This is a genomic window from Cronobacter sp. 153480017-3, from assembly GCF_053627815.1.
Genome location: NZ_JBSEYN010000003.1, coordinates 98609 through 113522, shown reverse-complemented (window position 1 = coordinate 113522; position 14914 = coordinate 98609). Strand labels below are relative to the sequence as shown.

12 protein-coding genes are annotated in these 14914 nt (G+C 57.4%); 9 read left to right on the top strand and 3 right to left on the bottom strand.

Annotated features, from left to right (window positions below):
• Positions 1 to 215: 215 nt before the first annotated feature.
• Together mutS and ACUW6V_RS08380 are read right to left on the bottom strand one after the other, a co-directional pair.
• Positions 216 to 2777 carry a DNA mismatch repair protein MutS gene (gene mutS / locus ACUW6V_RS08385; RefSeq protein ID WP_454038237.1) on the bottom strand — a complete coding sequence of 854 codons (2562 nt, stop codon included), beginning with the start codon at positions 2775 to 2777 and terminating at the stop codon, positions 216 to 218.
• A gap of 253 nt (positions 2778 to 3030) precedes the next feature.
• On the bottom strand, positions 3031 to 3735 hold the full coding sequence (locus ACUW6V_RS08380) for a GNAT family N-acetyltransferase (RefSeq protein WP_004387889.1): 705 nt from the start codon (positions 3733 to 3735) through the stop codon (positions 3031 to 3033).
• A gap of 207 nt (positions 3736 to 3942) precedes the next feature.
• On the opposite strand from ACUW6V_RS08380, the gene tcp reads away from it, so the two are divergent.
• Entirely contained in the window at positions 3943 to 5610 is a 1668-nt protein-coding gene (gene tcp, locus ACUW6V_RS08375) for a methyl-accepting chemotaxis citrate transducer (RefSeq protein WP_014728178.1), read from the top strand.
• A 68-nt stretch (positions 5611 to 5678) separates the two neighbouring features.
• On the opposite strand, the gene ACUW6V_RS08370 is transcribed toward tcp, so the two are convergent.
• Positions 5679 to 5891: a KTSC domain-containing protein gene (locus ACUW6V_RS08370; protein WP_007870378.1), complete on the bottom strand. Its 213-nt coding sequence runs from the start codon at positions 5889 to 5891 to the stop codon at positions 5679 to 5681.
• Positions 5892 to 6063: 172 nt separating this feature from the next.
• Here ACUW6V_RS08370 and ACUW6V_RS08365 point away from each other — a divergent pair, with 172 nt between their 5' ends.
• The 8 genes from ACUW6V_RS08365 to alaS all read left to right on the top strand — a co-directional run bounded on the left by ACUW6V_RS08365 (position 6064) and on the right by alaS (position 14697).
• Positions 6064 to 6831 (top strand): basic amino acid ABC transporter substrate-binding protein, encoded by a 768-nt coding sequence (locus tag ACUW6V_RS08365; protein WP_105546596.1) that lies wholly within the window; start codon positions 6064 to 6066, stop codon positions 6829 to 6831.
• Between the two features lie 73 nt (positions 6832 to 6904).
• Positions 6905 to 7669: an amino acid ABC transporter permease gene (locus ACUW6V_RS08360; RefSeq protein WP_104672859.1), complete on the top strand. Its 765-nt coding sequence runs from the start codon at positions 6905 to 6907 to the stop codon at positions 7667 to 7669.
• On the top strand, positions 7656 to 8378 hold the full coding sequence (locus tag ACUW6V_RS08355) for an amino acid ABC transporter ATP-binding protein (protein ID WP_105605261.1): 723 nt from the start codon (positions 7656 to 7658) through the stop codon (positions 8376 to 8378). Before ACUW6V_RS08360 ends, ACUW6V_RS08355 begins: the two co-directional genes overlap by 14 nt.
• A gap of 115 nt (positions 8379 to 8493) precedes the next feature.
• A complete protein-coding gene (gene mltB / locus ACUW6V_RS08350) occupies positions 8494 to 9576 on the top strand; it encodes a lytic murein transglycosylase B (RefSeq protein WP_004387895.1) in 1083 nt (360 codons plus the stop codon).
• Between the two features lie 140 nt (positions 9577 to 9716).
• Positions 9717 to 10214: a nicotinamide-nucleotide amidase gene (gene pncC, locus ACUW6V_RS08345; RefSeq protein ID WP_004387896.1), complete on the top strand. Its 498-nt coding sequence runs from the start codon at positions 9717 to 9719 to the stop codon at positions 10212 to 10214.
• 88 nt (positions 10215 to 10302) lie between these two features.
• Positions 10303 to 11367, top strand: a complete 1065-nt coding sequence (gene recA, locus ACUW6V_RS08340) for a recombinase RecA (RefSeq protein WP_004387897.1) — start codon at positions 10303 to 10305, stop codon at positions 11365 to 11367.
• A gap of 69 nt (positions 11368 to 11436) precedes the next feature.
• Complete coding sequence (gene recX / locus ACUW6V_RS08335; protein WP_004387898.1) at positions 11437 to 11934, top strand: recombination regulator RecX; 498 nt, start codon at positions 11437 to 11439, stop codon at positions 11932 to 11934.
• A 135-nt stretch (positions 11935 to 12069) separates the two neighbouring features.
• Positions 12070 to 14697 carry an alanine--tRNA ligase gene (gene alaS / locus ACUW6V_RS08330; RefSeq protein WP_004387899.1) on the top strand — a complete coding sequence of 876 codons (2628 nt, stop codon included), beginning with the start codon at positions 12070 to 12072 and terminating at the stop codon, positions 14695 to 14697.
• The last annotated feature ends 217 nt before the right edge of the window (positions 14698 to 14914 follow it).

The window sequence follows — 14914 nt, the reverse complement described above, 5'->3', positions numbered from 1 at the left end:
GCTACGCTTACCCGCCCTACACGACAAAATGATGGCATTCACGTAGGGTGGGTAAGCGAAGCGCACCCACCATTCACGCCCCGCCATCACCAACGACACCCACCCCGTAGGGTGGGTAAGCGGAGCGCACCCGCCATCACCAACGGCATCCAACTCGTAGGGCGGGTAAGCGTTGCGCACCCGCCACCTCAAACTACCCACCCACCACCTCAAACTTACACCAGGCTTTTCAGCCGGTAGATCCACTCCAGCGCCTGGCGCGGCGACAGCGAATCCGGGTCGAGATTCTCCAGCGCCTCTACCGCCGGGCTGGTCTCTTCGGCGGCGGCAAGCAGCGACATCTGCGTGCCGTCCACCTGCGTTGCCGCTGCGTTACCGGAAAGGCTCTCCAACTCGCGCAGCTTCTGGCGCGCGCGCTTAATCACCTCTTTCGGCACGCCCGCCAGCGCCGCGACCGCCAGGCCGTAACTCTTGCTGGCGGCACCGTCCTGAACGCTGTGCATAAACGCTATCGTATCGCCATGCTCAATCGCATCCAGATGCACGTTGGCGACTCCTTCCATCTTCTCCGGCAACTGGGTCAGTTCGAAATAGTGCGTGGCGAACAGCGTCAGCGCTTTAATACGGTTGGCGAGGCTCTCCGCGCACGCCCACGCGAGCGACAGCCCGTCATAGGTAGATGTGCCGCGGCCAATCTCATCCATCAGCACCAGGCTTTGTTCGGTGGCGTTATGCAGGATATTGGCGGTTTCGGTCATCTCAACCATAAAGGTCGAACGCCCGGAAGCCAGATCGTCGGCGGCGCCCACGCGGGTAAAAATGCGATCGATCGGGCCGATTTCCGCCTGCTCTGCCGGCACGAAGCTGCCGATATACGCCATCAGCACAATCAGCGCCGTCTGGCGCATATAGGTACTCTTACCGCCCATGTTCGGGCCGGTGATGATCAGCATCCGGCGCTGCGGGCTGAGCGACAGCGGGTTGGCGATAAACGGCTCGTTCAGTACGCGCTCCACCACCGGATGACGGCCTTCCACCAGGCGAATGCCGGGCTTGTCGGTCAGCGTCGGGCAGTGGTAGTTCAGCGTGTCGGCGCGCTCGGCAAGGTTTGTCAGCACGTCGAGCTCAGCAAGCGCGGCGGCGCTCTTTTGCAGTTCCGCCAGGTGCGGCAGCAGCAGATCGAACAGCTCGTCATAAAGCTGTTTTTCCAGCGCCAGCGCTTTGCCTTTGGAGGTCAGAACTTTGTCTTCATACTCTTTGAGCTCAGGAATGATATAGCGCTCGGCGTTTTTCAGCGTCTGGCGGCGTACATAGTGAATCGGCACCATATGGCTCTGCCCGCGGCTCACCTGAATAAAGTAGCCGTGCACCGCGTTGAACCCCACCTTGAGCGTGTCGATGCCGAGCTTCTCGCGCTCGCGGATCTCCAGGCGGTCAAGATAATCCGTCGCGCCGTCGGCCAGCGCCCGCCATTCATCAAGCTCTTCATGGTAGCCAGGCGCAATCACGCCGCCGTCGCGCACCAGCATCGGCGGCGCTTCAATAATCGCGCGCTCCAGCAGATCGCGCAGCTCAGCGAAATCGCCCATCTGTTCGCGCAGCGTCTGTACATACTCAGCGTCAATATCGGCAAGCAGCGTATTGAGCGTCGGCAACTGCTGGAAGGCGTGACGCATGCGCGCCAGATCGCGCGGGCGGGCGGTACGCAGTGCCAGGCGCGCCAGAATACGCTCCAGATCGCCCACCTGGCGCAGCACTGGCTGGATCTCTGTGCTGTATTCCATTAGCGCCGCGATGGCCTGCTGACGGTGGCGCAACACGCTCGTATCGCGCACCGGCATATGCAGCCAGCGTTTTAACATGCGGCTGCCCATCGGCGTGACGGTGCAGTCGAGTACGGAGGCCAGCGTGTTTTCCACCCCGCCCGCCAGATTCTGGGTGATCTCCAGATTACGGCGCGTGGCGGCGTCCATAATGATGCCGTCCTGCTGGCGCTCCATGGTAATCGAGCGGATATGCGGCAGGCTGGTGCGCTGCGTGTCTTTCACGTATTGCAACAGACACCCGGCGGCGCACAGCCCGCGCGGCGCGTTATCAACCCCAAAGCCCACCAGATCGCGCGTGCCGAATTGCAGATTAAGCTGCTGGCGCGCGGTGTCGAGTTCAAACTCCCAGAGCGGGCGACGGCGCAGGCCGCGTCGGCCTTCAATCAGCGACATCTCGGCGAAATCTTCCGCATACAGCAATTCCGCCGGGTTGGTGCGCTGTAATTCCGCCGCCATGGTCTCGCGGTCCTGCGGCTCGCTTACGCGAAAACGCCCGGAGCTGATATCCAGCGTCGCGTAGCCAAAGCCTTTACTATCCTGCCAGATGGCGGCCAGGAGATTATCCTGGCGCTCCTGCAACAGCGCTTCATCGCTGATGGTGCCGGGCGTGACGATGCGCACCACTTTGCGCTCCACCGGGCCTTTTGACGTGGCCGGGTCGCCAATCTGCTCGCAAATCGCCACCGACTCGCCAAGGTTAACCAGCTTCGCCAGATAGTTTTCCACGGCGTGGTGCGGCACGCCCGCCATCGGGATCGGCTCGCCCGCCGAAGCGCCGCGTTTGGTCAGCGAAATATCCAGCAACTGCGACGCGCGTTTCGCATCGTCATAAAAGAGTTCGTAAAAATCGCCCATGCGATAAAATAGCAGGATGTCAGGGTGCTGCGCCTTGAGCTTCAGATACTGCTGCATCATGGGCGTGTGGGCGTCGAAGGTTTCGCTTGTGCTCATGGAGTGGAGATGTCCATTTCGTTGGATTTCAAAAGGATGTGATATTTGTAGTTATCGTGGGTTATCACGCAGAAGGGTATGATAACCAAGTCTCGGGAGCAGGGAAACTGGTGGCGTGCGGCAATGCGCGACACCCTGAAGCCGGGTCGCAAAAATGCGCGCCGAGGAACCGCGCGTGGGCAGGGCTCCTCTTTTTTTTTACTGATAAAAAACCGCGCCGCAATCGTTCGCGATTTTACATCTGGTCACGCCTTTATTTGTCCTTAAACTCGTCCAGATGTTTAATCTGCCGACCGCGCTCATTAAAGTTTTCGGGGCGCAACCAGGCGCGCAGCGCTTTGGCGTGGTGCGGCCATTCGGCTTCGACAATCGAATACCAGTTCACATTACTGTTTCGCCCTTTTCGCACCTGGCATTCCCGGAATGTCCCTTCATAAATAAAGCCAAGACGCTGAGCAGCCTGAATGGCAGGCGTATTTAACTCATCGGTTTTCCATTCGCAGCGCCGGTATTTTAATTCTTCGAAAACATACGCCAGTAATAAGCAGATAGCCTCCGTACCGTAATGGGTTCTTTTCATGGAAGGCGACCAGTTCACATTGCCAATTTCAATCACGCCGTGGGTTTTATCGACATTCATCAGGCACAGCGTGCCGGTGGGCTGGCCGCTAATATTTTCCAGCACGGTGAAATACCAGGCGTCCGGCGCGGCTTCCAGACGGCGCAGATAATATTCGGTCGCGGTCAGGGTTGGCGGGCGTTCGTCGGCGAGGTAAGTCCAGTCGCGCGTATCGTCAATGCTGTGCCAGGCGTGGTGCAGCGCCAGCGCGTGGCGCACGCTGACTGGCTCAAGGTGACAAAAATGTCCGGCGAACATTTTCTTTTGCGGTAGCTCACGCGGTTTCCACTCCGCCACGGGCTGGCCGACATACTGACCGAAGCTGTTTAGCTCTTTCATAGTGCCTCCTTAAAACCCGGAAGGGGACGTTCTGGAACGCTCGCGGGGTGAAAGGGATACTTTGACTATCGGTTAAAAAGGTAAGGTTTTTATCTTTTTATTTTAAATTATGGCGTCGTTCGCATATTTCAGCCGGGTGGATAAAGTTTGTGCGCGCTATTCCGATAACAGCTTCACACGAGCGCCTTGTTCAGGGGATAGTTAACGATGATTAAAAATATAAAAGTGGTTAGCGGGATTATTATTATCCTGTTGACCTTTACGGTGTTGCAGATGGTCACCGGCAGCCTTTTTTATTCGGCAGTCAATAATGACAGAAATAATTTCCAGAATGCGAATTTACTTAATTTTCAGCAGGAGCAGCTTGGCGACAGTTTTCAGACGCTGGTGAAAACCCGCGTGACGGTGAACCGTGTGGCGATCCGTTTTCTGAAAAATCAGCGCGATCCGGCGTCGCTTGCGGCAATCAACAAACTGCTGGCGACCGCCTCGACCTCGCTTGGCAAAGCGGAAAAACATTTCGCACTCTACAAAGGCTCGCCGCGTCTGAACGGGCAGGATGAAGCGACGGCAAGCAAAATAACTGAAAAATACCAGGCGCTGCATGACACGCTTCAGGCGTCCATTGGTTATCTTAGCGCGAATAACTATGAGGCTTACGGCAATCTCGACGCCCAGAAAGCGCAGGACGAGATGGAAGAGATCTACACCACCTGGCGCGCGCAGAACACTACGCTGCTGCAGGCCGCCGCCCAGGAGAACCAGCAGAGCTTTACCGGCATGCTCTGGACGCTTGGCGTTATCGCGGTGATTGTCGTACTGGCCATCGCCACTATCTGGCAGGGCTTACGTCATCTGCTGCTGGGGCCATTGCGTGACGCGATGGAGCATATCCGCGCTATCGCTGGCGGCGATTTAACGCGCCAGATCGCGGTAGAAGGGCGTAACGAGATGGGGCAGCTTGCCGCGTCGCTTCTGGCGATGCAACAGGCGCTGGCGGGCACCGTCACGGCGGTACGCGACAGCACGGAATCCATTTACACCGGCGCGGGGGAAATCTCCGCAGGCAGCAACGATCTCTCCGCGCGCACCGAGCAGCAGGCCGCGTCGCTGGAAGAGACCGCCGCCAGCATGGAGCAGTTGACCGCGACAGTGAAACAGAACAGCGATAACGCGCGTCAGGCGTCGCAACTGGCGAAAAACGCCTCGGAGACCGCGGATAAAGGCGGGCGCGTGGTGGAGAACGTGGTGCAGACCATGAAGTCCATCGCCGAAAGTTCGCAGCAGATTGCGCACATCACAAGCGTTATCGACAGCATCGCCTTCCAGACCAACATTCTCGCGCTTAACGCCGCGGTAGAAGCAGCGCGCGCCGGCGAGCAGGGCCGCGGCTTCGCGGTGGTGGCGGGTGAAGTGCGCACGCTTGCCAGCCGTAGCGCCAACGCGGCGAAAGAGATCAAAGCGCTTATCGAAAATTCAGTCAACCGCGTCGATACCGGCTCCGGCCAGGTACAGGAAGCGGGCGACACTATGAAAGAGATCGTGCAGGCGGTCACCCGCGTGACCGATATCATGGGCGAAATCGCCTCAGCCTCTGATGAGCAGAGCCGCGGTATTGAGCAGGTGAGCCTTGCGGTATCGCAGATGGACAGCGTTACGCAGCAGAACGCCGCGCTGGTGCAGGAATCCGCGGCAGCCGCCGCTGCGCTGGAAGATCAGGCAGAGCAACTGCGCCAGGCCGTGGCGGCGTTTAAGGTCTCCCGTGGCGTCGTCAGTGCATCAGCACGTACCGGCGCTGCGCCGCTTGCCCGCGTCGAGCCGGTAAAACCCGCGCTGGCAGCGCCTGCGGGCGGTGATAACTGGGAAACGTTCTGATCTCTGTCTGTTAGCGAAATAAAAAAGCGTGGCGAGCCACGCTTTTTTTATGCCTTCTGTTTATCGCTTCAGCTGACGGACACTTTGAAAAAGCTGCTTTTGACATTGCTGTTGAACCAGCTCTCTTTCTCGTTGCTCATCAGAAACGTTTGCCAGGTTTTCGCCGGTACGCCGAGAAACTGCTCCACGCGCCCATTGGCGTACTCAATTTCCATAATCGAACAGGTTGGATCGTAGCCTGCACTTTTAAACGTTCTCGACTGGACAGGATGTCGTTTCATTTCAGCCCCTTGATTTGAAAACCACTGAGCGTTATCGGCATTTCACCCGCTGCGCTTGACTACCAGAACTGGCGGGGCGGGTGGAGCGGCGAAGAATATATTCTTGTTGCGCGGCCTGACTAATCTATGTATTTTTATTCACATTCAGTGCATAAAAATGAGGGTTGCGAACATGATGAAATCTTTACTCAAAGCCGGTTTATTAATGGCAGCCCTCGCGGGCAGCGCGCTGGCAGCGCAGGAAACCTATGTTGTCGGCGCGGGCGGCACCTATCGTCCGTTTGAATTCGAAAACAGCCAGAAACAGCTGGAAGGCTTCGATATCGACATCATTAAAGCCATCGCCAAAGCCGAAAACTTCAACGTGAAGCTGGTGAACACGCCGTGGGAAGGGATTTTCGCAACGCTCGGTTCTGGCGATCGCGACATTATCATCTCCGGCATTACTATCACCGCTAAGCGTAAGCAGATGGTCGATTTCTCAGCGCCTTATTTCCCGGCGGAACAATCCATCGTCGTTGCGGCAGATTCGAAAGTGGATTCACTGGCCGCGCTGAAAAATGAAAAAGTCGGCGTGGTGAACTCCAGCACCGGGGATATCGTAGTCTCTGATGTGCTTGGCAAAAACAACACGGCGATTAAGCGCTTCGATAACACGCCGCTGATGCTTCAGGAGCTGTTTGAAGATGGCGTCAGCGCCGCTGTGGGCGACGTGGGCGTGGTGAAGTACTACATCAAACAGCACCCGGAAAAGCAGTTCAAACTGGTGCCGGACGCCAAATTTGAACGCCAGTATTTCGGGATCGCGGTGGCGAAAGGCAACGACGAACTGCGCAATAAAATCAACGCGGGCCTCGCGAAAATCGTCGCTGACGGCACTTACGCGAAAATCTACAAAGCCTGGTTTGACGATAACGTGCCGACGCTGCCTGCGCAGTAATCGCGCGCTTTCGCTTCCTGTTATTTAGCGGCTGACCGTCTTTGCGTCAGCCGCCTCTTTTTCGGAAATGGACATGTCAGGATTTCATTGGGAGATAATCCGGGAGTATGGCCCGCTGTTTATGCAGGGCGCCTGGATGACCATCAAATGCACCATAATTTGCGTGATACTCGGCACGCTGTGGGGCTTGACGCTCGGGCTGGGGCGCATGGCGCACGCGGAGCACGGGCCGTGGAAATATGTGCTGCGCTACCTGGTGCAGTTCCCGGTGCGCTTTTATGTCAGCGCGTTTCGCGGCACGCCGCTGTTTGTACAGATAATGGTGGTGCACTTCGCGCTGGTGCCGCTCTTTATTAACCCGCGCGACGGCTGGCTGGTGGAAAGCGGCCTGATGAGCAGCGAATTCGCCCGTATGCTGCGCTCCGATTACGGCGCGTTTCTCTCCTGTATCGTGGCGATCACCCTTAACGCGGGCGCGTATGTGTCCGAAATTTTCCGTGCGGGTATTCAGTCTATCGACCGCGGGCAGATGGAAGCGTCGCGCGCGCTCGGCATGCCGTGGTGGAAAACCATGCGCAAAGTCATTCTGCCGCAGGCGTTTCGCCGCATCCTGCCGCCGCTTGGCAACAATGCGATCGCCATTGTGAAAGATTCATCGCTCGCCTCTGCCATCGGTCTTGCGGATCTGGCTTACGCGGCGCGTACCGTCTCCGGCGCTTACGCCACATACTGGGAGCCCTACCTGACCATTTCACTGGTCTACTGGGTGATTACCTTCCTGCTATCGCAACTGGTGGCGCGGCTGGAAAAGAGGTTTGGCAAAAGTGATTCACGTTAAAAATCTGCATAAGCATTTCGGCGCAAGCCACGTTCTGCGCGGCATAAACTGCGACATCAAACCGGAGGAAGTAGTCTGCGTAATTGGCCCTTCCGGCTCCGGGAAAAGCACCTTTTTACGTTGCCTGAACGCGCTGGAGACGGCAGAAGAGGGCGAAATTGTCGTGAACGGTTTTGCGGTGCATGACCGCAATGCCGATATAAATCAGCTGCGCGCGGGCGTCGGGATGGTGTTCCAGCGCTTTAATTTGTTCCCGCATATGACGGTGCTGGAAAATCTTATTATGGCCCCGATGAGCGTGAAGGGCATGAAACGCGCGCAGGCGGTGACGCTCGCCGAAGGGCTGCTCGCCAAAGTCGGGCTTAGCGATAAGCGCGACGCCTGGCCCGCGAGCCTCTCCGGTGGCCAGCAGCAGCGTGTGGCGATTGCCCGTGCGCTTGCGATGAACCCGTCGGTTATGCTGTTTGATGAACCGACCTCCGCGCTGGATCCGGAGCTGGTGGGCGAAGTGCTGGCGGTAATGAAAAATCTTGCCGAAGAGGGCATGACGATGGTTATCGTCACCCACGAAATGGGATTTGCGCGTGAAGTCGCCGACCGGGTAATTTTTATCGACAGCGGCGTGATTCAGGAAGAAGGCCCGCCCGCGCAGCTTTTTACCGCCCCGCAAAACCCACGCACCGCGGCTTTTCTTAGCAAAGTCCTCTGATGGCGGGCGCAGGCGGAAAAATTTACCGCCTGCGCCTCATGCCCGCGCTTCCTCGGCTGGCCCAGGATGATCTACCATTACTGCCATTCGTTCTGAACAGCCATATGGATATCTCATGTTAAAGCGTCGCTATGTCGCCCTGTTGCCGCTGATGATGGCGCTTGCCGCCTGCAGCAGCAAGCCGAAGTCTCAATCTGCAACCACTCAGACCGCAGGCGCAAGCCAGGGCGGCTTCCTGCTCCAGCCGCAGCACGATATGTTGCTGCCAACCGGCGATTTCACCGGCAACCCGGCGGCGGAAAATTTCATCAACATGATGGTCAGCAAGCACGGGTTTAACCGCCAGCAGCTCCAGGAAGTGTTTTCACAGACCAAAAGGCTCGATTACGTGCTGCGTCTGATGGATCGCCAGGCGCCGACCACTCAGCCTGCGCCGGGGCCGAACGGCGCCTGGCTGCGCTATCGCAATAAATTCATTACGCCGGACAACGTGCAAAACGGTGTGGCGTTCTGGAACCAGTATCAGGATGCGCTTAACCGCGCCTGGCAGGTTTACGGCGTGCCGCCGGAAATCGTCGTCGGGATCATCGGCGTGGAGACCCGCTGGGGCCGCGTGATGGGCAAAACCCGTATTATCGACGCGCTGGCGACGCTTGCCTTTAACTACCCGCGCCGCGCTGACTATTTTGCCGGCGAGCTCGAAACCTTCCTGCTAATGTCGCGTGATGAAGGCGACGATCCGCTGGCGCTGAAAGGCTCGTTTGCGGGCGCGATGGGCTACGGTCAGTTTATGCCGTCCTCTTATAAAGAGTATGCGGTCGACTTTAACGGCGACGGGCATATCAACCTGTGGGACCCGGAAGACGCTATCGGCAGCGTCGCGCACTACTTCCAGCAGCACGGCTGGGTGAAGGGCGATCTGGTGGCGGTGCCCGCCAACGGCCAGGCACCGCAGCTTGAGAATGGCTTTAAAACCAAATACAGCGTCGGCCAGCTGGCGGCCGCGGGTTTAACGCCGCAGCAGCCGCTTGGCGATCACACCGAAGCAAGCCTCCTGCGTCTTGATATCGGCAGCGGCTATCAGTACTGGTACGGCCTGCCTAACTTCTACGCCATTACGCGCTATAACCATAGTACGCACTATGCGATGGCGGTCTGGCAGCTCGGCCAGGCGGTGGCGCTCGCCCGGGTACAGTAAGACGTTTCCCAGTCTGTGCAGGCGGGGAAATAAATACGACCTCAAACCTTGAATTCGCCTCGTAAAACCCGATGTAACTGCCTGCAACGCTGAAAAATCGCTGTGGGATGCCTGGGGTTACGTTTACAATCGGAGCCGTCATGACAGATAACGAATTAATGCAGTTAAGTCAGCAGCTTGGCGCTGCGCTGAAGGCGCAGGGCGCGACCGTGACGACGGCGGAATCCTGCACCGGCGGCTGGGTGGCGAAAGTCATTACCGATATCGCTGGTAGTTCCGCCTGGTTTGAACGCGGCTTCGTGACCTACAGTAATGAGGCTAAAGAACAACTTATCGGCGTTGATGGCGCTACGCTCGCGGCGCACGGCGCGGTCAGCGAGCCGGTTGTCAGGCAAATGGCGCAGGGCGCGCTGAATGCCGCAGCGGCCTCTTATGCTGTTTCTGTGAGCGGTATTGCCGGGCCCGATGGCGGCAGCCCTGACAAGCCCGTCGGCACCGTCTGGTTTGGCTTTGCCGACAACCAGGGAAGGGTGGAGGCACACGTGCAACGCTTTGATGGTAATCGGGATTCCGTACGCCGCCAGGCAACCGCGTTTGCGCTGCAAACCTTGTGGCAACATTTTATACAAAAGACTTGATACTGTATGCTCATACAGTATAATTGCACCAACGAAACAAATTCGCAGCGTGGCGCAATTGGGCTCACCCTGCATGACAGGAGTAAAAATGGCTATCGACGAAAACAAGCAGAAGGCGTTGGCGGCAGCACTCGGCCAGATTGAGAAGCAATTCGGCAAAGGCTCCATCATGCGTTTGGGTGAAGATCGCACCATGGATGTGGAAACGATCTCCACCGGCTCTCTCTCCCTGGACATCGCGCTGGGAGCGGGCGGTCTGCCGATGGGGCGTATCGTGGAAATTTACGGCCCGGAATCTTCAGGTAAAACCACGCTGACGCTGCAGGTGATTGCCGCAGCACAGCGCGCGGGTAAAACCTGTGCGTTTATCGACGCAGAGCACGCGCTCGATCCCGTCTATGCCCGTAAGCTCGGCGTAGATATCGATAACCTGCTCTGCTCTCAGCCGGACACCGGCGAGCAGGCGCTGGAAATCTGTGACGCGCTGGCGCGCTCCGGCGCGGTAGACGTGCTGGTGGTCGACTCCGTTGCGGCCCTGACGCCGAAAGCGGAAATCGAAGGCGAAATCGGTGACTCTCACATGGGCCTCGCGGCACGTATGATGAGCCAGGCGATGCGTAAGCTTGCTGGTAACCTGAAAAACTCCAACACCCTGCTTATCTTCATCAACCAGATCCGTATGAAGATTGGCGTGATGTTTGGTAACCCGGAAACCACGACCGGTGGTAACGCGCTGAAATTCTACGCGTCTGTGCGTCTCGACATCCGCCGTATCGGCGCGGTGAAAGAGGGCGAAGAAGTGGTAGGTAGCGAAACCCGCGTGAAAGTGGTGAAAAACAAAGTCGCTGCGCCGTTTAAACAGGCTGAGTTCCAGATCCTCTACGGTGAAGGGATCAACTTCTACGGCGAGCTGGTTGACCTTGGCGTGAAGCACAAGCTGATTGAAAAAGCGGGCGCCTGGTACAGCTACAACGGCGAGAAGATCGGCCAGGGTAAAGCGAACGCGACCAACTTCCTCAAAGAGAATAAGCCGATGGCTGACGAAATTGAGAAGAAACTGCGCGACATGCTGCTCAACAATCAGGACTCTACGCCTGACTTCACCGTCGATGATAACGACGGCGGCGTTGAAGAAACCAACGAAGAGTTTTAATCTCAAGGGCTGCTGATGCAGCCCTTACTTTTTTCTGTCTCCTCAACTTCGCCACTGTTATTCACGCCTATGACTGACGCTACTCCCCGCCGCTCCGCTTACTCCCGCCTTCTTGACCGCGCCATGCGAATACTCGCGATGCGCGACCACAGCGAGCAAGAGCTCAGGCGTAAGCTTGGTGCCGTGTTGCCGGGCAAAAATGAAGATGAGCAGGCGCAGGCGACGCCGGAAGATATCGAGAAAGTGATTGCGTGGTGCCACGAGCAGCATTATCTCGACGATGCGCGTTTCGCCGAGCGCTATATCGCCAGCCGTGGCCGCAAAGGCTACGGGCCGCAACGCATTCGTCAGGAGCTGCAGCAGAAGGGTATTTCCCGAACCGCGTGCGACAGCGCCTTCGCTGACTGCGAGGTGGACTGGGAGGAACAGGCCCGCGATCAGGCCGAGCGCAAATTCGGCGCGCCGCTGCCGCGCGCCTTTCCCGAAAAAGCCAAAGTCCAGCGCTTTTTACTGTATCGCGGCTATTACATGGAAGATATCCAGGCGATCTACCGAAATTTTGAGTGATGACCCCATGCGGGGTTTTACTTCCCTGTAAAGAAAACTTATCTTATTCCCACTTTTTTCCGTTTAGCCTGGTCTGGCGGCAGCGTGCTGCGCCATTCGGGTGACACATTTCGTTAGCTTGATTTCAGGATAATTATGAGCAAGAGCACCGCTGAGATCCGTCAGGCGTTTCTCGACTTTTTCCATAGCAAGGGACACCAGGTAGTCGCCAGTAGCTCTCTGGTCCCGAATAATGACCCGACTTTGCTGTTTACCAACGCCGGGATGAACCAGTTCAAGGACGTGTTCCTTGGTCTCGACAAGCGTAATTATTCCCGCGCGACGACGGCGCAGCGCTGCGTGCGCGCTGGTGGTAAGCACAACGACCTGGAAAACGTCGGTTACACCGCCCGCCACCACACCTTCTTCGAAATGCTGGGCAACTTCAGCTTCGGTGACTACTTCAAACATGACGCTATCCAGTACGCCTGGGAGCTACTGACCGGCGCGCAGTGGTTTAACCTGCCGAAAGATCGCCTGTGGGTAACCGTCTACGAAACCGATGACGAAGCTTACGAAATCTGGGAAAAAGAAGTCGGGATCCCGCGCGAACGCATCATCCGCATCGGTGATAACAAAGGCGCGCCTTACGCGTCTGACAACTTCTGGCAGATGGGCGATACCGGTCCGTGCGGCCCGTGCACCGAGATTTTCTACGATCATGGCGACCACATCTGGGGCGGGCCTCCGGGCAGCCCGGAAGAAGATGGCGATCGTTATATTGAGATCTGGAACATCGTGTTTATGCAGTTTAACCGTCAGGCTGACGGCACCATGGAACCGCTGCCGAAGCCGTCCGTGGATACCGGGATGGGCCTTGAGCGTATCGCCGCGGTGCTGCAACACGTTAACTCCAACTATGAAATCGATCTGTTCCAGAAGCTTATCAAGGCAGTGGCGAACGTCACCGGTGCCACCGATCTGAGCAACAAATCGCTGCGTGTTATCGCCGACCATATCCGTTCCTGTGCATTCCTGATTGCAGATGGCGTTATTCCGTCTAACGAAAACCGCGGCTATGTGCTGCGCCGCATCATTCGCCGCGCGATTCGTCACGGCAATATGCTGGGCGCGAAAGACACCTTCTTCTACAAGCTGGTGGGGCCGCTGGTGGACGTCATGGGCGCGGCGGGCGAAGAGCTGAAACGCCAGCAGGCGCAGGTGGAACAGGTTCTCAAAACCGAAGAAGAGCAGTTTGCCCGCACGCTGGAGCGTGGTCTGGCGCTGCTGGATGAAGAACTTTCTAAGCTTACCGGCGACACGCTCGATGGCGAAACGGCTTTCCGTCTGTATGACACCTATGGCTTCCCGGTCGACCTGACCGCGGATGTCTGCCGCGAGCGCAACATTAAAGTTGACGAAGCGGGCTTTGAGGCCGCCATGGAAGAGCAGCGTCGTCGCGCGCGCGAATCCAGCGGTTTCGGCGCGGATTACAACGCGATGATCCGCGTTGACGGCGCGTCAGAATTCAAAGGCTACGATCATACCGAACTGACTGCGAAAGTCACCGCGCTGTTTGTCGACGGCAAATCCGTTGAGCAAGTCACTGCGGGCCAGCAGGCTGTCGTCGTGCTGGATGAAACGCCTTTCTATGCGGAGTCCGGCGGTCAGGTGGGCGATAAAGGCGAGCTGAAAGGCAACGGCTTTACATTCACCGTTAACGATACCCAGAAATATGGTCAGGCGATTGGTCATATTGGCGAGCTGGCCAGCGGCGTTCTGAAAGTGGGCGAGGGCGTTAAAGCGGAAGTGGACCATGCGCGACGCGACCGTATCCGTCTCAACCACTCGGCGACGCACCTGATGCACGCCGCGCTGCGCCAGGTGCTTGGCACTCATGTCGCGCAGAAAGGTTCTCTGGTCAACGACAAAGGCCTGCGTTTCGATTTCTCCCATTTCGAAGCGATGAAGCCGGAAGAGATCCGCAAGGTGGAAGATCTGGTCAACGCCCAGATCCGCCGTAACCTGCCGATTGAAACCAATGTTATGGATCTGGAAGCGGCGAAAGCCAAAGGGGCGATGGCGCTGTTCGGCGAGAAATATGAAGACCGCGTACGCGTACTGAGCATGGGCGATTTCTCCACCGAGCTGTGCGGCGGTATCCACGCGTCGCGCACTGGCGATATCGGCCTGTTCCGTATCGTTTCTGAATCAGGCACTGCCGCAGGCGTGCGCCGTATTGAAGCGGTAACCGGCGAAGGCGCGCTATCTCTGGTTCATGCCCAGAACGACCGCCTGAACGAGCTGTCTCATCTGCTTAAAAGCGACAGCCAGACGCTGAACGATAAAGTTCGCGCGATGGTTGAGCGCACCCGTCAGCTGGAAAAAGAGCTGCAGCAGCTCAAAGAACAGCAGGCGGCGCAGGAAAGCGCTAACCTCAGCAGCAAAGCCGTGGACATTAATGGCGTGAAACTGCTGGTGAGCGAGCTTGCAGGCGTCGAGCCGAAAATGCTGCGCACGATGGTTGACGATCTGAAAAATCAGCTTGGTTCTTCGGTTATCGTGCTGGCGACCGTCGCGGAGGGGAAAGTCTCTCTGATCGCGGGCGTGTCAAAAGATGTGACGGATCGCGTCAAAGCTGGCGAGCTGGTGGGCATGATCGCTCAGCAGGTCGGCGGTAAAGGCGGTGGCCGCCCGGATATGGCGCAGGCAGGCGGCACCGATGCCGCGGCGCTGCCCGCAGCGCTTGGCAGCGTTGAAAGCTGGGTAACCGCGAAGCTGTAAAACCAAAACGGCAGTAAAGACGCCATAACGCATTGTTGTTATGGCGTCTTTATCTGTGCCCGAACTATAACGATAAAGTCGGGTTGATTTTTTCTGGATCGGCTAAACTTAGGTTTAACAGAATGTAATGCCGTGACTGCTTACACCTCAGGTGTTTGTCATCGCTTACTTTTTGGCGTTATATGATGGATAATGCCGGGATACAGAGAGACCCGAC